Source organism: Edaphobacter dinghuensis (assembly GCF_014640335.1).
GTDB lineage: Bacteria > Acidobacteriota > Terriglobia > Terriglobales > Acidobacteriaceae > Edaphobacter > Edaphobacter dinghuensis.
In genome coordinates this window covers 1,424,647-1,444,627 of record NZ_BMGT01000001.1, presented here as the reverse complement: position 1 = coordinate 1,444,627, position 19,981 = coordinate 1,424,647, and the positions used below count along the sequence as shown (strand labels likewise).

18 protein-coding genes are annotated in these 19,981 nt (G+C 57.8%); 5 read left to right on the top strand and 13 right to left on the bottom strand.

The window, feature by feature from the left end:
* The 4 genes from IEW09_RS05675 to rpsL all read right to left on the bottom strand — a co-directional run.
* The coding region (locus IEW09_RS05675) for a GTP-binding protein (RefSeq protein ID WP_229739126.1) at nt 1–123 on the bottom strand (123 nt) is incomplete at its 3' end.
* 64 nt (nt 124–187) lie between these two features.
* Nucleotides 188–2,281, bottom strand: a complete 2,094-nt coding sequence (fusA, locus tag IEW09_RS05670) for an elongation factor G (RefSeq protein ID WP_188553112.1) — start codon at nt 2,279–2,281, stop codon at nt 188–190.
* Nucleotides 2,282–2,373: 92 nt separating this feature from the next.
* A complete protein-coding gene (gene rpsG, locus IEW09_RS05665) occupies nt 2,374–2,844 on the bottom strand; it encodes a 30S ribosomal protein S7 (protein WP_188553111.1) in 471 nt (156 codons plus the stop codon).
* A gap of 94 nt (nt 2,845–2,938) precedes the next feature.
* A complete protein-coding gene (gene rpsL, locus IEW09_RS05660; protein ID WP_014263802.1) occupies nt 2,939–3,322 on the bottom strand; it encodes a 30S ribosomal protein S12 in 384 nt (127 codons plus the stop codon).
* Nucleotides 3,323–3,969: 647 nt separating this feature from the next.
* Between rpsL and IEW09_RS05655 the strand changes: the two genes are divergently transcribed.
* From IEW09_RS05655 to IEW09_RS05645, 3 genes are all read left to right on the top strand, one after another.
* On the top strand, nt 3,970–5,502 hold the full coding sequence (locus tag IEW09_RS05655; protein WP_188553110.1) for a tetratricopeptide repeat protein: 1,533 nt from the start codon (nt 3,970–3,972) through the stop codon (nt 5,500–5,502).
* A gap of 39 nt (nt 5,503–5,541) precedes the next feature.
* Entirely contained in the window at nt 5,542–7,590 is a 2,049-nt protein-coding gene (locus tag IEW09_RS05650; RefSeq protein WP_188553109.1) for a S9 family peptidase, read from the top strand.
* Between the two features lie 115 nt (nt 7,591–7,705).
* Nucleotides 7,706–10,078, top strand: coding sequence for a hypothetical protein (locus IEW09_RS05645; RefSeq protein WP_188553108.1), 2,373 nt, complete (start codon nt 7,706–7,708; stop codon nt 10,076–10,078).
* A gap of 112 nt (nt 10,079–10,190) precedes the next feature.
* Here IEW09_RS05645 and IEW09_RS05640 read toward each other — a convergent pair whose 3' ends face one another.
* The 4 genes from IEW09_RS05640 to IEW09_RS05625 all read right to left on the bottom strand — a co-directional run bounded on the left by IEW09_RS05640 (nt 10,191) and on the right by IEW09_RS05625 (nt 13,223).
* Nucleotides 10,191–10,769 (bottom strand): nucleotidyltransferase family protein, encoded by a 579-nt coding sequence (locus IEW09_RS05640; protein ID WP_188553107.1) that lies wholly within the window; start codon nt 10,767–10,769, stop codon nt 10,191–10,193.
* A 51-nt stretch (nt 10,770–10,820) separates the two neighbouring features.
* The gene (locus tag IEW09_RS05635) at nt 10,821–11,927 is read right to left on the bottom strand and encodes an XdhC family protein (protein WP_188553106.1); all 1,107 of its coding nucleotides are present in this window, start codon (nt 11,925–11,927) and stop codon (nt 10,821–10,823) included.
* Between the two features lie 85 nt (nt 11,928–12,012).
* On the bottom strand, nt 12,013–12,849 hold the full coding sequence (gene kdsA / locus IEW09_RS05630) for a 3-deoxy-8-phosphooctulonate synthase (RefSeq protein ID WP_188553105.1): 837 nt from the start codon (nt 12,847–12,849) through the stop codon (nt 12,013–12,015).
* 38 nt (nt 12,850–12,887) lie between these two features.
* Entirely contained in the window at nt 12,888–13,223 is a 336-nt protein-coding gene (locus IEW09_RS05625) for a winged helix-turn-helix transcriptional regulator (RefSeq protein WP_188553104.1), read from the bottom strand.
* Between the two features lie 155 nt (nt 13,224–13,378).
* Here IEW09_RS05625 and IEW09_RS05620 point away from each other — a divergent pair, with 155 nt between their 5' ends.
* Nucleotides 13,379–13,786 carry an anthrone oxygenase family protein gene (locus tag IEW09_RS05620; RefSeq protein WP_188553103.1) on the top strand — a complete coding sequence of 136 codons (408 nt, stop codon included), beginning with the start codon at nt 13,379–13,381 and terminating at the stop codon, nt 13,784–13,786.
* A gap of 55 nt (nt 13,787–13,841) precedes the next feature.
* On the opposite strand, the gene IEW09_RS05615 is transcribed toward IEW09_RS05620, so the two are convergent.
* The 5 genes from IEW09_RS05615 to IEW09_RS05595 form a co-directional block, all read right to left on the bottom strand.
* On the bottom strand, nt 13,842–14,798 hold the full coding sequence (locus IEW09_RS05615) for a bifunctional helix-turn-helix transcriptional regulator/GNAT family N-acetyltransferase (protein ID WP_188553102.1): 957 nt from the start codon (nt 14,796–14,798) through the stop codon (nt 13,842–13,844).
* 83 nt (nt 14,799–14,881) lie between these two features.
* Nucleotides 14,882–15,106 carry a hypothetical protein gene (locus tag IEW09_RS05610; protein ID WP_188553101.1) on the bottom strand — a complete coding sequence of 75 codons (225 nt, stop codon included), beginning with the start codon at nt 15,104–15,106 and terminating at the stop codon, nt 14,882–14,884.
* A 43-nt stretch (nt 15,107–15,149) separates the two neighbouring features.
* Nucleotides 15,150–15,611, bottom strand: coding sequence for a helical membrane plugin domain-containing protein (locus IEW09_RS05605; RefSeq protein WP_188553100.1), 462 nt, complete (start codon nt 15,609–15,611; stop codon nt 15,150–15,152).
* Between the two features lie 25 nt (nt 15,612–15,636).
* Nucleotides 15,637–18,654 (bottom strand): formate dehydrogenase subunit alpha, encoded by a 3,018-nt coding sequence (fdhF, locus tag IEW09_RS05600; RefSeq protein ID WP_188553099.1) that lies wholly within the window; start codon nt 18,652–18,654, stop codon nt 15,637–15,639.
* Between the two features lie 90 nt (nt 18,655–18,744).
* Nucleotides 18,745–19,500 (bottom strand): ATP-binding protein, encoded by a 756-nt coding sequence (locus IEW09_RS05595; protein ID WP_188553098.1) that lies wholly within the window; start codon nt 19,498–19,500, stop codon nt 18,745–18,747.
* 229 nt (nt 19,501–19,729) lie between these two features.
* On the opposite strand from IEW09_RS05595, the gene rpmE reads away from it, so the two are divergent.
* Complete coding sequence (gene rpmE / locus IEW09_RS05590) at nt 19,730–19,966, top strand: 50S ribosomal protein L31 (protein WP_188553097.1); 237 nt, start codon at nt 19,730–19,732, stop codon at nt 19,964–19,966.
* Nucleotides 19,967–19,981: the final 15 nt, after the last annotated feature.

Genomic DNA, 19,981 nt, shown 5'->3' with positions numbered 1-19,981 from the left:
CGGGTTGTGCTTCGACAACACCTTCGTAATCGCCGCCGTCAGCGTCGTCTTGCCGTGATCGATATGCCCAATCGTCCCTACGTTTACGTGCGGCTTTGACCGGTCAAACTTTTCCTTGCCCATGACTCTCTCCGTGTTTCGTTACTTCTAAAGTGATACTGCTAAATTCGTTTTACTTCGCGGCAGCTTACTTGCTTTCCTTGCCCTGCACCTTGGCAATGATCTCTTCCGAGACCGACCGCGGCGCTTCTTCGTACTGCTTGAACTGCATCGAGTAGTTCGCGCGGCCCTGCGTGGACGACCGCATGTGTGTCGCATAACCGAACATGGTGCTTAGGGGAACGGTCGCCTTGATCGCCTGCGTGCCGCCAACCATCTCCATGCCTTCGATACGGCCACGACGGCTGTTCAGATCGCCGATGATCGTACCCATAAACTCTTCAGGAACCGTAACTTCGACATCCATCATCGGCTCGAGCAGAACCGGCTTGGCCTTCTTCGCGGCCTCCTTGAACGCCATCGAACCGGCGATCTTGAATGCCATTTCGTTCGAGTCAACGTCGTGATAGCTGCCGTCGTAGAGCGAAACCTTGATATCGACCATCTCGTAGCCCGCCAGAATGCCACGCAGCATGGCGTCCTGAATACCCTGGTCGATCGGCTTGATGTACTCCTTGGGAATCGCGCCGCCCTTGGTGTCGTTCGTAAACTCGTAGCCCTTGCCCGGTTCGTTGGGGCTGATGCGAATCTTGGCGTGGCCGTAGTTACCCGAACCGCCGGTCTGACGGATGTACTTGCCTTCCGCTTCAGCGTTGGCACGGATCGTCTCGCGGTAAGCAACCTGCGGCTTACCGACGTTGGCTTCAACCTTGTACTCGCGCATCATGCGGTCGACGATGATCTCAAGATGAAGCTCACCCATACCGGCAATAATGGTCTGACCCGAATCAGCGTCCGTGTGAACGTTGAAGGTAGGATCTTCCTGCGCCAGCTTGGCGAGGGCCATACCCATCTTCTCCTGGTCCGCCTTCGTCTTCGGCTCAACCGCAACTTCAATAACCGTCTTCGGGAAGTCGATCGACTCAAGAACAACAGGGTTCTTCTCGTTGCAGATCGTATCACCCGTAACCAAGTTCTTCAGACCAACCGCAGCGCAGATATCTCCCGCCAGAATCTCTGTAATCTCTTCGCGCTTATTGGCGTGCATCTTCAGCAGACGGCCAATACGCTCGGTCTTGCCGGTGCGCGGATTCAGAACCGAGTCACCCGTCTTGAGCTGACCCGAATAAACACGGATGAAGATAAGCTGACCGACAAACGGGTCAGTCATAATCTTGAAGCCCAATGCCGCAAACGGCTCGTTATCGTCGGCCTTGCGGATGATCTTCTCTTCCATGTTCTCGGGGTTCGATCCGACAACAGCGGGAATATCGAGCGGGCTGGGGAGATAGTCCACCACCGCGTCGAGCAGCGTCTGCACACCCTTGTTCTTGAAGGCCGAGCCGCAGAGCACCGGGAAGATCTTCATCCCAATGGTCGCCTTACGAATGCCAGCCTTGAGTTGCACTTCGGTCGGCTCCTCACCCTCAAGATAGAGGTGCATCAGCTCGTCGTCGTTCTCCGCGACAGCCTCAATAAGGTTGTGGCGCGCCTCTTTGGCCTTCTCCAGAAGGTCAGCAGGAATCTCTTCCACCGAGTACTGAGCACCCATCGTCTCATCGTGCCAGAGGATGGCCTTCATGGTGACCAGGTCAACCACGCCGGCAAACTTTGCCTCTGCGCCGATGGCGATATTCAGAGGAACTGCACGTGCACCCAGGCGATCGACGATCGTCTTGGTCGCGTAAACAGCATCCGCTCCCGCACGGTCCATCTTATTAATGAAGCAGATACGCGGAACCTTGTACTTGTCAGCCTGCCGCCACACCGTCTCCGACTGCGGCTGAACACCGGCCACAGCGTCGAAGCAGGCAACCGCACCGTCGAGCACACGCAACGAGCGCTCCACCTCGGCGGTAAAGTCTACGTGGCCGGGGGTGTCGATGATATTGATGCGGATGTTCTTCCAGGTGCAGGTCGTCGCAGCCGACGTAATCGTAATGCCGCGCTCCTGCTCCTGCTCCATCCAATCCATAGTCGCAGTGCCCTCGTGCACCTCACCGATACGGTGCGTGATGCCCGTATAGAAGAGGATGCGCTCGGTCGTCGTCGTCTTGCCGGCGTCGATGTGCGCCATAATTCCGATATTTCGGCAACGATTCAGAGGTGTAGTGCGTGCCACGGTCAATCTCTCATCTGCGAGCTTCTGCTCGCGGTAAAAAAAGCGTTAAAGCAAAACCCAAGACAAAAGCTTTCTTACTAAAAAGCTTTTCTTTACCACCGATAGTGAGCAAACGCCTTGTTAGCTTCAGCCATGCGGTGAACATCTTCCTTCTTCTTCATCGCGGCGCCACGGCCATTGGCGGCATCGAGCAGCTCGGCGGTCAACTTCTCCACCATGCCCTTCTCGCCACGCGCGCGGCCATAAGTCACCAGCCAGCGAATTGCCAACGAGGTGCGGCGCTCGGGGTTTACCTCGATCGGCACCTGATAGTTAGCACCGCCGACGCGGCGGCTCTTAACCTCGAGTAAAGGCTTGCAGTTCTCAATGGCCTTCTTGAACAGCTTGAGGGCCTCGTCGCCACCCTTCTGCTCCAGATTGGTCATAGCGGTGTAGAAGATACCCTGCGCGGTCGACTTCTTGCCGCCCCACATCATGGAGTTGACAAACTTCGTAACCAGGGTCGAGTTGTACACCGGATCCGGTGCAACTTCACGCTTCGCGATATAGCCTTTTCTCGGCATTGCTTTCTCTTCTCGTCTTCCTTCAGGACCGTCGACTTCTCAAGGCCTGAACTTGAATTGCAACTCTAAAAATTCATGCGGCGAACCGCAGGGTTTACTTGGCAGCAGCCTTGGGACGCTTCGCGCCATACTTCGAGCGACTCTGCTTGCGGTTGGCAACACCCACCGAGTCCAGCGTTCCACGAACCACGTGGTAACGAACACCCGGCAGATCCTTCACACGACCACCGCGGATCAACACAATCGAGTGCTCCTGCAGGTTATGGCCGATGCCCGGAATGTAGGTCGTAACTTCAATTCCGTTAGTGAGGCGAACACGCGCAACCTTGCGGAGAGCCGAGTTCGGCTTCTTGGGGGTCTGAGTGTAAACGCGGGTGCAGACACCACGGCGCTGAGGTGAACCCTGCAACGCGGGGCTGGCGGTCTTATAACGTGTGGGCGTGCGGCCCTGCTTGACGAGCTGATGGAACGTAGGCACTCGAACTCCTTGATGATGCAAACCTAAACTTTTGTCAGGCGCGCAGAGGGGAGAGTGACTTCGCAATTTGTGCCGTACACACAAAAAGAATGAGGACGCTGAAGCGCCTCTTGCGAAGATCTGCCCTGCTTCGCGTCTGTAAAACCATAACCAGACGAAAACAGTCGACGGTGGCCGAGCGTATTTCCTAAACAGGAAGAGCCGACTCCGTTTCGCTGTTCCGGCCCGCATAGCCCATCCAGGGTGGAGGGTGTCGCAGGCACGATTGCGATAGGCCGCAGAGTAACGACACTCCAAAACCAAACATCGGATTCAGGAATGTCCTGCGGTGAAATCTCTTGTATCCAGTGTAACCCAAGCGGATATTCTCTGCCTGCGCGGGGTTTGTCTCCACCCCAATTACGCGTCAAACTGAGTCATTCTTAGCTGACAGCGCAATCTGGATACTCGCGGAACCTTCTAACAATAGCAATTCCATGTGATTCCGTCAACAAATTCCCGGCATTTCTTGGCCTCAATCCTCCCAAAACGCGCTGAAATCACCTTTGGCCATCACCGGAACCTGAATCCTGCCCGAATCGCTCTCTCCGAACGGCGAAAAACGCGCCGATTTTCACAAGGGTAAGCTCTCTTTAGAGGGATCACTCTTGCCGAAATACCGCCTTCTCCTCGCCTGCGCTCTGTCCGTCCTGTCACTGGCATCCGCCTCTGCGTCTGGAGCCGAAAAGTCCGGATTCGGTGACGTTCACTTTCCAACCTCGTGCCAACCCCAGGTCCAGGCCCATTTTGATTATGGACTCGCTCTGCTCCACTCCTTCGAGTTCAAGGAAGCCGAAGCAGCATTCAGCCAGGTTGAACAAGAAGATCCCAAATGCGTGATAGCCGCATGGGGGATTGCCCTTGCGACCACCGAACGCAACGGTGCTAACGCTCCCCCAAAAGATCTCGCGAAAGGGTGGTTGCAACTCCAGCCATGGCTTGCCATCAAAGCCGGTACAGAACACGAGCAGATGTATGTAGATGCCGTTCGCGCCATGTACGAGGGGTACGACAAAACATCCGGTGATGAACGATGGCAAAAATATCTCGTCCACATGCAGGAGCTTCGCCAGAAATATCCCGATGACATCAATGCAAGCCTCTTTTACGGTCTAGGATTGACCTGGACGGCAGGACCGGGAAAACAAGGGATAGAGCAGCGCAAGAAAGCGTTAGCGATCTTCTTGCCCATCTTCCAGCAGTATCCAGACAATCCCGGCGCAGCACACTACATCATTCACGCAGCCGACACCGCCGAGTTGGCCGAAATAGCGCTCCCCGCAGCTCGCAAATATGCATCGATCGCCCCTGACTCTCCCCACGCGCTCCACATGCCATCTCATATCTTCAATCGACTCGGTTATTGGAAAGAGTCCATCGAGACCAATCAGGCGTCAGCTCGCGTAGCCGCCGAGTGGGTGAAGACTGGCCGCGACGGCCGGTTCGACGAACTCCATGCCTTGAACAACATGGAATACGCCTATCTTCAATTAGGTCAGGACCGGCAGGCGCAACAGATCATCCGACAGATAGACGAGATCGCAAAGACCGACCCCTGGCTTCCCATCGACGCAAGAATCTACTATGACCTTGAGACGCACAACTGGCAGGATGCCGCCATCATTAAGCCGCCCGCAACATCTCAGTTTGACGAAAACTTTGATGCTTACTGGATACAAACCATTGCCGCAGCCCATCTGGGCGATCCTCATACAGCAGAGCAGGCCCTCGAGCAATATCGAAGATCATCAGCCGCATGGATCAAGGGGCATGGTTGGGGAGACGTTCTGGGACTGGCACTGACCGAGGCTGAGGCTTGGACGCTCTTCTCTAAAGGAAAGCACGACGAGGCGGTCGCTCACCTCAGAAACGCAGCCCAGTATGAGCGTGACCATCCAATGTACTACGCCGATATCCTGCCCCGCCCAACCGGCGAGATGCTCGGAGAGATGTTGCTGCGAATGAATCGACCAAAGGAAGCACTCGAAGCCTACCAAGCCGCGCTGAAACTCGCTCCGAACAAGCTCGATTCCCTTCTGGGAGCCGAGACCGCCGCCGCAAAGTCAGGAAATATCCCGCTGTCGCAGGATTACGCCGCCAAGATACGAGCGGAAGGTGGTCTCATCGCATCAAGACCGTGAAAGACGTCTGCTAATCGGCCTCCATGCTAGCCTTTTCGCATGAATTGCGCCCTCCTCCCGCTGCGGCTTTCGGCCATCTTCGTAGTCGTCTCAGCCTCTGCTCTCAGCCCTCTCGCTGCTCAAACCACAACTTCGGCGCCTCATCGGGACGAGCGCATCCCCTCCCTGATCCAGATGCTCGGCCAGACGAAAGAGCCGACCGAGGCCGCTATCTCTCCTGACGGCAAGACGGTGGCATGGTCGGTCGAGACCTCCGACGGCTCACAAATTCACCTGACCGATATCGCCAACCCGGCAAAGGACAACCTGCTCAGAACCGAGGCTGAAGCGACTGACTGCTCCAACGAAGTCCCCATCTGGTCGCCCGACGGCCAATGGCTAGCGTTCGAGTCCACTTGTGCAGCAAAAGAAGACAAAGCCGATCAGGAGCAGATCTTCATCTGGTCAAAGAAGACCGGCCAGTGCCGACAACTCACCCACATTGTTGGCGAGATCGACATGCCCGCATGGTCACCCGATGGCCGCTCCATCGGCTTTCTCTTCGTCGAAAACGCCACCCGCAACGCCGGAGCGCTCGCCGCGATGAAGCCGTGGAACGGCGTCATCGGCGAGGACGGCATCGAGATCCAACGGGTAGCCGCGGTGGACGTAGCCAGCGGCACGGTCACACAACTCACCCCGGCCAGCCTGCACGTCTACGAGTTCGACTGGTCACCAGACTCCAGGCACCTTGCCTACGTCGCCGCCAACCCTCCCGGCGAAAACAACTGGTGGGTCGCCCAACTCTACGTCCAGAAGGCAGACCAGACCGCACAGCCGCAATCGATCCTGAAGCCGACAGAAATCTCCGGCTCCCTGCACAACCTTCAGATCGCCGTCCCTCGCTGGTCGCCCGACGGCAAGCAAATCGCCTTCATCGGCGGCCTGATGAGCGATCAGGGCTCGACCGGCGGCGACATCTATTTAATCTCCTCCACCGGCGGCGAGCCGCAAGACCTTACTCCCGGAAGAACCTCGTCGGTGGCCTTTATCCAGTGGCTCTCCCCCAAGCTCATCGGCCTTGCCGAACACGTCGGCGGCAGCACGCACATTACGGCCCTCAATGTAGAGACAGGCACCGACGCAAAGGCGGTCGACATCACCCTTCCCGAAACCATTTGGGCAAACGAGCTGGTCATGAGCATCTCCACCTCGAAGACCGAGGACGTCGCGCTCGTGCGAACCTCCTTCGAGCAAGCCCCCGAGGTCTGGGCCGGCCCGATCAATCATCTCCGGCAAATCACTCATCTCAACGACGATCTAAAGCCGCGCTGGGGCAAGACGGAAGACATCAACTGGAGCAATGAAGGCTTCAACGTGCAGGGCTGGCTCCTCTACCCCGCAGACTACGACCCCGCCAAAAAATATCCGCTCCTCGTCTATATCCACGGTGGCCCCTCAGCAGCCGTCACACCCCGCTGGCCAAGCGCCAGCTATGGCGGCGTCCCCTTCTCTGCGCTCGGCTACTTTGTCTTCATGCCCAATGCGCGCGGCAGCTTCGGTAAAGGAGAAAAGTTCACCCAGGCGAACGTCAAAGACTTCGGCTACGGCGATCTGCGCGACACGCTCGCCGGAATGGACTTCCTCGAAGCGCACTTTCCCATCGACAAGTCCCGCGAAGGCATCACCGGCTGGAGCTACGGCGGCTTCACGACCATGTTCGCCGTCACCCAAACCGCCCGTTTCAAAGCGGCCGTCGCCGGAGCAGGCATCAGCGACTGGAAGAGCTACTACGGCGAAAACTCCATCGACCAGTGGATGATTCCCTTCTTCGGCAAGTCCGTCTACGACGACCCAGCCATCTACGCAAAAAGCTCTGCCATCAACTACATCAAAAACGTAAAGGCCCCAACTTTACTCGTCGTAGGCGATCGCGACGGCGAATGCCCCGCTCCACAGAGCTTCGAGTTCTGGCATGCCCTCCGCGCCGAAGGAGTAAAGACTCAGCTCGTCGTCTACCCCGACGAAGGCCACCATTTCGTCAACCCAGACCACACCCGCGACGTCCTTGAACGGGCCCTGCGCTGGTTCGAAACCGAGATGCCCTGATCTTCAGTTTCGCCCTCATTTGCTTCCCGCTCATGCACCTTTTACACTGGTGCTTCGGTAATTCAGAGTGCGGTGAGACCGTTCAACTGAGGGTCCGGTTGGACGGGGAGGTTCAATGCGTAGGTTTGTCGGCTTAGTAATCCTTCTTCTTTTCACGATTCCTTTTGGTGTCTCGATCTCAGGCTGCGCAAAGAAATCTGCAGCCGTAGTTTTTTGTAATGGCGGAGATTCCGGACCTCAGGTAGGCCAACTGACAACCATTACGCTGACGCCGAAGGTCTACGGCATCTCGCTTAATTACGGCTCGATCGGTCAGATCACCGCGCCTTCTGCGACCGATTGCAAAGGCAACAGCGTTAGCGTTCCCTCCTACACCTACGGCTCGTCCGACACCTCCAAGAGCATCGTCGACGTGCAGCCCACCACGGGCCGCGTCTGCGCCGGTACATGGAACCGCAACTCCGGCGCCGGTGTCGCGGATTACACCTACTGCATTCCCAACAATAAGACCGGAACCTTCTTTGTGGTCGCCAGCGCCGACGGCGCCAACAGCAATCCATTGCCGGTTTACGTGCACCCCGTCGTCACCAGCGTCGTTCTGGGTCCACCATCAGCGACATCGGCAGACTGCACAGGAAGCGATCCTGCGACCAACTGCAGCCCTGCCGCCTACTCCACATCGACGACCAGCTGCACGATCAACCCCAGCAACGGATGCTGCACCCAGCCCCTGGCAACCAGCACCGCCTACGTCTCTAATGCGTGTCTCTCTCAAGGGACCACCGGCCAGCTTGCTGCCCGCGTCTATGCCGGCACCGGCTCGTCGCAGGTTAACATCAGCTGCCAGGTCGGCCATCCCACGTATACGCCTCAAACCGCGTCCATTGTGACTATCGACCAGAACGGCGTCGCCACCGCACAGGCACCGGGCTCAACCATCATCACCTCCAACCTGTCCAATGCCGGCAGCTCCGCGGGCTTCTTCTCCACCTGCCCGCCAAAATCGATCGTTCTCAGCGCTCCCGGCTTTAGCGGGGACTCTGCCAGCATCAACCCCAACAATCCCCTTCCGCTCAACGCAGTCGTAACCGACACAAACGGCACTGTCCTCACCGGGCTTACGCTGGAGTTTGTCTCCACCACCCCGACGACGATTCCCGGCAACTCGACGATTACACCGCTCTTTCCCGGTGCCGCCGGCATCACTGCCATCTGCCAGCCCCCCTCGTGCAATCCTTCGCCGTTCAATCAGATCGGCCTCTTCGGCAACGGAACCCCGATCCTGTCTAACGAGTTCAACGTCACCTCCATCGGCAAGAACAGCACGGCGCTCTATATCGGCAGCACCAATTCGCAGTACATCGTGCCTGTGGATTTCACCACGAACGTGATCGGCAACCCGGTGCGTCTGCCCTACGTCCCCAACTCGATGGTCATCAGCAACGATGGCTCCTCGATCTACATGGGCAGCGCAAACGAGCTGATGACGTTCAACGCGCTGACCAACAGCCTCTCCGCCCAGGACATCACCGTCATGGGGCAGGTGCTGGCAGTCTCGCCCGACAACACTCTTCTGGTCGTCACCGATCCTAGCCGGCAGTTAATCTATCTCTACAGCACAACGGGAACCACCGCTACCGCCTCCGCCATCCAGACCCAGTATGGCGGCATCGGAACCCACGCCGAGTTCTCCCCCGATAGCCAGACCGCCTACATCACGACCACAACCAACCAGTTGCTGGTGCACTCCACCCTTACCGGATGGTCGAGCATCAACCTCAGCGATCCGGCAACCGACGTAGCCATCACCGTGCCCAGTGCAGGAGCCTTCCTCGCCGGCAGCACGACCACGGCGCGCGGCCAATGCCCCGTCACCACCACGACCACGATCAATGGGCTCCCATCCACCACCAACGTCTTCTACCCCGATGCCGGAGTCACCGCACCGGCAACCGATCTCATCGCCGCCACCAACGACGGCAAGCACATTCTCGGCGCCACCGCGGCGAGCGACAGCCTGATCGATATCTCGCTACCGAACGGTGTTCCGACTGGTCAGTGCGATCCAGCAGGGACGAAGTTTGATGCTACTCCGGGCGCTCCTCTGACCCTGGCCGGAGTCACCCCGACCGCAATCACCGGCGTCGATCCCACCTCGGACTCCACCGTCGCCTTCGTCACCTACACCGGCACCGGCGGAGTTGTCCCTTACTACACGCCAGGCACAGGCACCATCGCCAACATCCCGCTCCTGCAGGTGACCGGTAACCCCAGCGCACCGATTGCTCCGGTAGCCGGAGTCGTCAGCGCCGACAACTTCACCTTCTACGTCGGCACCTCCGGCGACAACGAAGTCCACCTGATCGACCGCACCACGCTGGTCGATCAACCCACCAAGGCAATCGCTCCCAACCTGCCTCCCATCTCAGGCAGCGGCTACGCCGTACCTAACCTGCTGGTACAGCGCCCTAGGAAGAGCACCTCGTAATCTCATACTGCTGTACCCCACAAAAAGACCCGCCCGAATGATTCGGGCGGGTCTTTTTATGTCTCATGCTCGTCGAAAAGACACGGTCAGCCATTGCAGCAAGACGCAACTCTCACTCGTGGCCGAACAGCTTCCGAGCTCGCTCCAAATCCTCTGGAGTGTCCACATCCAGCTCTCCTTCTTCCAGCTCCACGGTCTCGGCAGATCGCAGCAGCTCTCGCGCTCCCACATCGCCGCTCAACTCTTTCAACTCGTCAAAATACTGTGCGGGGAAGAACGCCGGAACACCCTTTCTTCCCGCGTATCGCGAGGCCTTCGCCACAGGCTGAGTCATCAGCCGCCGCAGATGCTCTGCCGTCACTGCAGGCTGATCACAGGTCATCACCACCACCCCAGCAACCTCTTTGCTCTCACAAGCCTGCACCCCCAGTGCAATCGAGGAGCCCATGCCCTGCTCCCAATCATCGTGAAGAACTGTTATCGCGTCACCCAACAGGCAACCTGCCGACACCCGCTGATGCTCTGCACCCAACACAACAATAACCGGCGAGCAACCAGCCGCACGTGCCACTCGTACCGCTCTCTCAAGCAGGGTCTCGTCTCCCAGCATCGCAAGCTGTTTCGGCGAACCCAGTCGCCGCGAAGCTCCTGCTGCCAGTATCACTGCCGCGATATCCGCCGAACCTTCCATGCTCTCCTCTGCCACATCGTCGAGCATCAGCGACGGAAGGCCTCTACCGCATCACTGTTCCATCGCGCACTGCATCTGCAGATACCGCGAAGCCCCACCCAGTTCTATCTGCCGCGCTATGCTCTCTGCCGTCAGCCGCCGTGAGATCCCTATCTTGCCCTGGCAGTACGCCTGCACCTCTGCAATCACTGCCAGCGCAATCGCCTCCGGACCCTCGCCCCCCAGGTCGAGCCCCACCGGAGCGTGAATCAACTCGCAGCACTCAGCCACCGTCCAGCCAAGCCTCGACGCAGCCTCGCTCACCAACAGGCTGCTGCGATGCCGGGCACCCAACAACCCGACATATCCCGGCGCCATCGGCAACAGCGACGCCAGAATCTCCCGATCCTGCTCATAGCTATGCGTCATCAGAACCACCGCGTCACTTCGCCTTATACCAAGTTCCGAAGCTCCTGCCTCGCCGAGTGTCACCACCCGCTCCGCCTCGGCAAACCGCTCCGCTCGCGCCAGCTGCGCTCTTCCATCCGCTACAATCACACTCCAGCCCAGCAAAGAAGCCATACTCACCAGCGGCCTGGCATCGTCTCCCGCACCCAGCATAAACAGACGTTGCGGAGCACGCAGTTCCTCCACAAACCGCCCCTCGTATCTTCCTCCCGCCAGCAGCCCCCTCGCGCTGTTAATCGTCTCCTGGTCCAACCCCGCACTCGCAAAGACAACCCCACCATCGGAGCCGAAGATCACCCGCCGCAACTCCTTCCCTTCTCCCGGCAGCCACGTCACGACGGTGGCCTCATTGCCGCGCAGCGAATCTTCCATAGCCTCCATCAGAGCGCGACACTCCAGGCTCTCCGCCGGCTCTACCAGCAGATCGACGATCCCTCCGCAGCCCAATCCAAACGGAATCTCTTCCGTGTCATCGAATGCGGTGGAGTATCGCTCCACCGTTGCCCCGTCTCGCACCATCCACGCCGCCTTGCGAGTCAACTCCGTCTCGAGACACCCTCCGCTGATCGTTCCTGCGTACTTCCCTTTGGTGTCGAGCAGCAGACGCGCCCCTACCTGCCGATAACTCGATCCCGCCACCCTGACCAGTGTCACCAGCACCGCAGCATTGCCCTGCCGCCATAGCCGAACGATCTGCCGCCGCTCCCTCATGCCAAAAGCTTAGTCCTTTTGCCAGTCACCATAAACTCCACCGTCACATCATCGAAGCCCAAGGCTGCGAGAGCGCGATGCATCTCTAAACCCTGGACGCGCTTACCGCCTGATGAACAGCAAGAAGCTGATCGAGAACCGGTTTCAACTTCTCAAGGTGAAGGGCGTTCGCGCCATCCGATTTCGCCTGGGCAGGGTTGTCATGCACCTCGAGGAAGACGCCGTCGATCCCGGCAGCTACAGCCGCACGCGCAAGCACAGGGATAAACTCTGGCTGTCCACCCGAAACTCCATTCCCGGCAGACGGCGTCTGCACGGAGTGGGTACCGTCGAAGACGACCGGTGCAAAGCCACGCATCACCGGCAGCGAGCGCATATCGACGACAAGGTTGTTGTAGCCAAAGCTTGCTCCTCGCTCAGTAAGGAAGACTCGTTGATTGCCGCTCTCGCGAATCTTCTCAACAGCGTGACGCATGTCCCACGGAGCCACAAACTGGCCCTTCTTCACATTGATGGCCCGGCCAGTCTCGGCCGCAGCGATCAGCAGGTCAGTCTGGCGGCAGAGAAAAGCAGGAATCTGCAGAACTGCTTCGACGTCGCCAAGCGCTTCGCTCGCATCCTTGCAATCCTGCGGGGTGTGCACATCGGTGAGAACAGGCAGGCCAGTGTCCTTGGCAACCGCGCGCAGAATGCGGCAGCCTTCAACCAGACCGGGGCCGCGAAAGCTCTTGATCGAGGTGCGGTTGGCCTTGTCGTAACTGGCCTTGAAGATATAGGGCACGCCAAGATCGGAGGCGATGCGCTGAATGGAGTCGGCCATCTTGCGAACATGAGCCTCAGACTCAATGACGCAAGGGCCCGCAATAAGGAAGAGTCGGCCGCGACCTACAGGCACGCCGGCAATGTCGAATGGATTGGTCACAGAGTTATTTCACCACATTCGGCAACAAATATTGCGCATCACCCGGCAGCCTGAAGCGCGAGATGCTTTCGTCCCCACGTGCAGATCTCTTCTAAGACAGGCAATAGCGTCAGACCATACTTCGAGATTGAGTAACGAACGCAAGGAGGCGTGCTTCTCTCCTGATGCCTCTCTAAAATCCCGTCCTGCACCAACTCATGCAAGTGCCGAATCAACATGCGTTGCGTAATCCCGGGGATAGTGCGATGCAGCTCACTGGTCCGCATCGGTCCCTCTGACAGCCGCCACAGAATCGTTCCCTTCCAACGCCCGTCGATGACCGACAGCATGGCGTCAATAGGGCACGCCGAAATTTCCTTCTTCGAAACCGCCATCCTTGGCACCTCGCTGCGCTACATCTTCTCTGTGCTGACAAATTTGTCAGTACAGATCTTTGAGTCAGTGTACGCCGCACACGCGTCTGAAGTTCAAGTTCAGGAGGGGAAGAATGGCTGGCTTTTTATATATCGCGACAACGATTTGCATTGGATTGCTGATTGGCACCGAGCTTGCCGTATCCGTCTTCATCAACCCGGTGCTGCAAAAACTTGATGACCGCGCACACGCCAAAGCAATCAGCCTGTTTGCAACCCGGCTCGGCCATGCAATGCCCTTCTGGTATGGGTTCAGCCTGGTGCTTCTCATCACTGAAACCATCGCCAAGCGCCACGAATCCGGCAGCACTTTGTTAATCGCAGCCAGCGCCATCTGGCTTGCCGTGATCCTCCTTAGCGTGCTCGTTCTCGTGCCCATCAATAACCGAATGATGCAGCTCGATGCCAAATCCTTTCCCGAAGAAGCGCAGCGCGAGCACAGAAGATGGACTAACCTTCACCACCTGCGAGTGGCAGCCCTCGTTGTAGCGATGATTTGCTTTCTTCTCGCAGCACATCAGTGAATCATCCGGCCTGCTTGCACCTCGGTCCAACCTCGCCAATGCCGTGCGATCGCAATTACCTCCCATTCAGCTTCAGGTCCCATGTCTGCTCTATCAGATCAACACCGAAGCTATGATGTGGGGCTTCATGTACCAATTTGAATCCGGCTTGCTGGTAGATGTGGTGAGCACTAGTAAGGATGCTTTGCGTCCACAGCGTTATTTTCTTATACCCCGCAGTACGGGCGAAGCTCACGCACTCGTTGACCAGCGCTTTACCAAGGCCAAGACCTCGCGCGCTTGGCTCTACTAACAGTAGACGGAGTTTCGCAACGTCTGCCTGTTCGGGATGCTTAACCAAAAAGATGCAGCCGAGGCGTTCGCCATCACGTTCGGCGATCCAGCAGCGTTCACGCTTTGGCTTGTAGCCGGTGATGAAGTCGGCGACGATGCGCGCAACCAGCGCTTCAAAGTGCTCGTTCCATCCATACTCCTGCGCATAGAGAGCACCGTGGCGCTCAACGATCCAACCCATATCTCCGGCACGATGCGAGCGCAGAATATAGGGTTGAGATGACGCGGCAGTGGCCGTTGGATTGAGCAATGATTCAATAGACGACATGGAGCCGATGAGTTGGCGCTGCTGATTAGCGTTGAGATGCTCAATCATCTGCTGGACCTGTTGGCTGGAGCGGCCATCAAGGGCAGCAAACTCCTTTCGGCCAGCCGGAGTGAGGGACAGAAGAGTCTGGCGACCATCGCTAGAGGAGGTCTTTCGGCTGATCAGCTTGCGGGCCGTAAAGGTACGAAGGATACGGCTCAGATACCCCATATCGAGATTGAGTTCGTTTGCAATCTCTGAGGCGGTTGGTTGATTGCGAGATGCAATCTCGTAAAGGACCCGGGCCTCGGCAAGCGAGAGTGCGCTCTTAAGGAGCCCCTCCTCCAAAGTGCCAATGGTGCTCGTGTAAAAGCGATTGAAGCGGCGAATGGCAGCTATCTGCTGAGAAGTAGAAACAGGATGTGGTTCCATGGCAGGCAACACCTCTGCTTGACATCGTCAACCATATAGTTGACGATGTCAAGTATCGAGATGCAACATCCCAGGCGTGATTGCTAGCTATCTTTCCGATAGAGCAGATTGCGCATCGCCTGCCTGCGCGCCTCGTTGGCCTCAGCGGCAGACTTGCGCTCGTCCGCGTCCATGCGGTGCTTTGCGGTGGAATCAGTTGACTCTTCGGGGACACTGCACTCTGGGCAGCGATTAGCAAAACCCGGCTTATCGGGCTTCAGCGCAAACTCTTCGTTGCAGACGACACAAACTTTGATCGGAAACGCCATACATCTTTATGATACGACGCCAAGCAAAAAGTCCACTGATCTGCTATGGCCTCTTGAGTGACTTGCCAAGGCCCGATAGCAGAAGCGTAAGAAAAGACAGGCCGCGACGACCATCCTCGCTGCTGGCGCGTTTGAAGAGCTGCCAGAGGCTGGGCGGCTTCTGCTCCTGCCCGTGCTGCTGCGATGCCTCAGCAATCGACCTCGACAGCCGATCCAGAGTCTCAGAATCAAGCGCAGCGACGATCTTGGCAGACGCCAGTACATTGCGGATGCCGGCCTCTCCCTCCGGCGTCTTCGCATACTCAGCGAGCTTGCCAAAGATGGCGTCTCGGGCACTCACGAGACCATGCGCAGTATCGAGCAAGCCATTGTCGTGAGCCGCCTGCAAGATGTCGTAGACCACAAGCAGTGCCTCTGCATGCTCGCGCGGAGCGGCATGCAGCCGACGCTCCAGCTCGAGATGTGGATCGACGGGAAGCGGCTTGAAGGTGATCGGATTGGCCATGATGAAAGCTCCTGCGTTTGAGCCGTTATACCGTAGTGGATTTTATCTGGACGAGTTTATCGGCAGACGAGGTTCCGGGCAGGCGATAGTCAGGCCGCGCCCACTTGCGTTCGACCTCGACCCCGCTCTGCGGCGTTCGCGTGCCGTAGCGGAAGTTGCGGCGCGGTAGCGGATTCTCGCCTTGCTCAGGCAGAACGGTCATGCTGACAGCGGTCTCCTTGAAGGCGGGCGTGTGTGTCTGACGATCGGTAAAGCTGCTGGTAGTTTTGTTGACCGGCTCTGTTACCGAGTTGAGGGTCATGTAGAGCTGCTTGCCCTGAACGCGACTGGAGACAAGGACCTGCACGCGCACCTTTCCGTGTTGCGAGGCAATCTGCACATAGCGACCGCTGGTTATGCCGCGTTCGGCAGCAAGCTCGGGGGAGACCTCGATGAAGCTGTTGGGCGTGATCTCTTTGATGCCGGGGGTGCGATAGGTCATACTGCCCTGCTCGAAGTGCTCGAGCAGGCGGCCGTTGTTGAGGTGAAGATCGTAGACATCGCTCGACTCTTCGCAAGACTCGAGATATTCGACAGGAAAGAAGCGGGCCTTCCCGTCAGGAAATGGAAACTTTTCTGTAAAGAGCAGCGGTGAATCTTTGCCATCCGCGGCAACCGGCCACTGCAGGCTTTTGAAGCCTTCAAGCCGCTCATAGTTCACACCCGCAAGCAGAGGCGTAAGCCGCGCAACCTCATCCATGATCTCGGAGGGATGCTTGTAACTCCACTTGGCGCCCAAACGGTTGGCGATCAACTGAATGATCTCCCAGTCGGCCTTCGAATCTCCCAGCGGATCAAACACCTTGTAGATGCGCTGAATACGGCGTTCGGTACTGGTGAAGGTGCCGTCTTTTTCGAGCGAAGCAGCTGCAGGAAGAACCAGGTCCGCATAACGGCAGGTCTCAGAGAAATTAATGTCCTGCACGACGAAGAACTCCAGCTTGCTCAGCGCGCTGGCGACGTAGTTGGCATTCGAGTCCGAGGTGATTGTGTCTTCGCCTTTGATGTAAAGCACCTTCAGACTGCCAACGAGGATGGCGTCGATCATCTGGTGATTGTCCTTGCCGGTCGTCGTAGGCAATGTCACTCCCCAGTCCGCAGCAAACTTGGCCCTGACAGCCTCATCGTCTACCTTCTGATAACCGGAAAACACATTCGGCATCGAGCCGAGATCGCTGGCTCCCTGAACATTGTTGTGCCCGCGCAGAGGATAGGCACCCGCGCCCGGACGCATGTAGTTACCCGTCAGCAGCAGAAGATTCGAGAGGCTGGTAGCGGTGTCGGAACCACCACAGTGCTGCGTCACGCCCATAGCAAAGAGAATGCAAACGCCGTCAGCAGCGGCGATCTCATTGGCAACGGTGATCAGCGTATCCTGCGAGATGCCCGTGATGCGCTCGACATATTCAAGCGTGTAAGGTTCAAGCGATTTGGCGTACGCATCGAAGTGATTGACCCACTGGTCGATAAACTCAGGCTTGTGCAGCTTGTGGTCAAGAATGTACCGGGCGACGCCGTTCATCCAGACCGCATCGGTAGCAGGCTTGGGGCGAAAGAAGATATCGGCGCGCTCGGCCATCTCGTGCTTGCGCAGATCGGCGACGATCAGCCTCTGACCGCGGTATTTGTGGCTACGCTTGATGCGAGTGGCAAGGACAGGATGGTTCTCCGCCGGGTTAGCTCCCACGATGAGAACAAGGCCGGCCTTTTCAATATCGGCAATAGAACCAGAGTCGCCACCATAGCCAACCGTCCGCTGCAACCCCATCGTTGCCGGGTTCTGACAGTACCGGGCGCAATTGTCGACGTTGTTCGTTCCGACAACAGCACGCGCGAGCTTCTGCATCAGATAGCTCTCTTCGTTGGTGCACTTCGAAGAAGCAATAAAAGCGAGCGCGTCCGGGCCATGGTCTTGCTTCACCTGCTTAAACTTCTTCTCGATGATGTCGAGCGCCTCGTCCCACGCGATCTCGCGAAAGGTATCGCCATCGCGCAGCAGCGGCTTGGTCAGGCGGTCTTCTGCATTGATGTGGCCCCAGGCAAACTTACCCTTGATGCAGGTAGAGATTCCATTCGCCGGTCCATGACTCGGCTCGATCTTAAGGATGTGACGGTCGCGCGTCCAGACCTCAAAAGAACACCCGACAGCACAGTACGTACAAACGGTCTTGGTGCGCTTCACGCGAGCATGGCGCATCTCCGACTCAATCTCAGAGAGCGCAAGAATAGGACCGTAACCGATAGGTGGTTCGATCGCCTTGACGACGTCGATCATGTCATCCAGAACCTTGCCCGGCAGGTTGGTGAGATAACCCGCATGGCCGAGCATCGACTTTTCCATCAGCGCGTTGCAGGGGCAGACAGTGACGCAATGTCCGCAGGAGACACAGCTTGATCCATCAATCTTTTCGCCGCCATCCCACAAAACGCGAGGATGGTCACTCTCCCAGTCAATCGAAAGCGTCTCGTTGACCTGCACGCTCTGGCACGACTCGACGCAGCGACCGCAAAGAATGCACTGGTCAGGATCGTACCGATAAAACGGATTGGAGTGGTCCTGTGGATAAGGCTTCGGCGTATATGGGCGCGACTGGTGCTTCACATCGAGCAAAGCCGTGGTGTTGTGCACCGTGCAGTTCTGATTGTTGTTATCGCAGACCGTGCAATAGAGCATGTGATTTTGCAGAATTCGGTCGAAGGCTTCGCGCTGGGCGATGTCGACAGCCTCGCCCGTAGTCTCGACAACCATGCCGGCAACAGCACGTGTGCCGCAGGCGCGAGCCAGCTCTCCGTTGACCTTGACCATGCAGGTATCGCAGGTCTGAATCGGACCCATCTGCGGCAAATAGCAGACCTGCGGAATCGGTTTGCGGCTCCGAGTCTCGGCATAGAGATTGAGGACATCAATCAGAGGTTCGCCGGAGTGAACAGGAACCTGAAGCCCGTCGATGCTGAGATGCGTATTCGGTGCAACGTCGGCAGGAGTGTTAAGCAGCTTTTTCATCGCGCCCTCTGTAGCCTTCTGATGCGTAGGAGCATAGTAGGCGTTTCACCGCAAGGAATCGAGACGCTTTACACAGCGGAACAGGATCAGTTATGCGAAGCTGGCCCGCTTGACCTTCTGGCGAAAATCTTCGCCCTGCATCTCAACCACGACACACATCTCCTGCAACCGCGAACGCATGCGCTCTCCGATGCGGTCGCCCAGTGTCTCTTCGCGCATCGACACCCGTGTACCCGGCTCCGCGCCAAGCGGACCCATGTTCGCATAGTTCGTGGTGATAATGGTGGTGCGGCGGTCGTTGTACCGAGTGTTCAAAATGTGCGCGACCGTGTCCCACACCCAGTCCGTCGGCTTCGATGCGCCCAGTTCATCCAGTACCAGGACCTCAGCCTCAAACACCGGCGCAAGAATCTCCAGCTCCGTCGCCGAAACCTGCCGGTTATAGCTGTTCTGCACCTGCTTCAGCAAATCGCGATAATCAAAAAATAGCCCCGTCGCCCCGCGCTCCGTCACCAACGCCTGCAAGATGCCGACAGCAAGATGCGTCTTACCCACCCCAATGGAACCAGTGAGCAAAAGCCCCGTCCCCGCAGTTTCAACGGGATACCCCTCCACAAACTTTCGCGCACGCAGATGCGCCGCTCCCAGTGTCCGGTGCGACGAGGGAAAGTTCGTCTCATAGCTCTCAAGCGAGCAGTGCTCGTAGCGCTTCGGAATATGCGCCCGCTCCAGCATCCGCGCCGCCCGCCGCTGCACGCGGCAGGTGCAGTCACGCACAAACTGCTTGCCATCCTGCCGGATCACCTGCAGGCCGGACCCCTCGCATATCGGACAAATCTCAATCATGGCCGTACCCTAGTATGGCAGCACCTGAATCGAAATGCCGCTGTGCGAATCTAGATGTGAATATCGGATAAGTAGGATAAACTGAAGAAAGCGCCTGCAGTCTCCCAAACAGGGGTCTGCCCGGCAATCGCGACAGGCATTCGATGTGACGTGACCATACCGTTCGCAAGCGAACCGCGACCCGGAAAGCGCCAATCAGCACTACATCAGCCAAAGGATAATTAGAATCATGCCCAAAGAAGGAATTCACCCGAATTACGAGACCATCACCGTCAAGTGCGCCTGCGGTAACCACTTCGAGACCCGCTCCACGCACAAGGGCGATATCGTCCTTGAAATCTGCTCTGCCTGCCACCCGTTCTTCACCGGTAAGCAGAAGCTGGTCGACACCGCAGGCCGCGTCGAGCGCTTCCGCCGCAAGTTCGCCAAGTCCGACGCCGGCAAGGCAGAAGCCGCCGCGAAGTAAGCGGAGCCAAGCAAC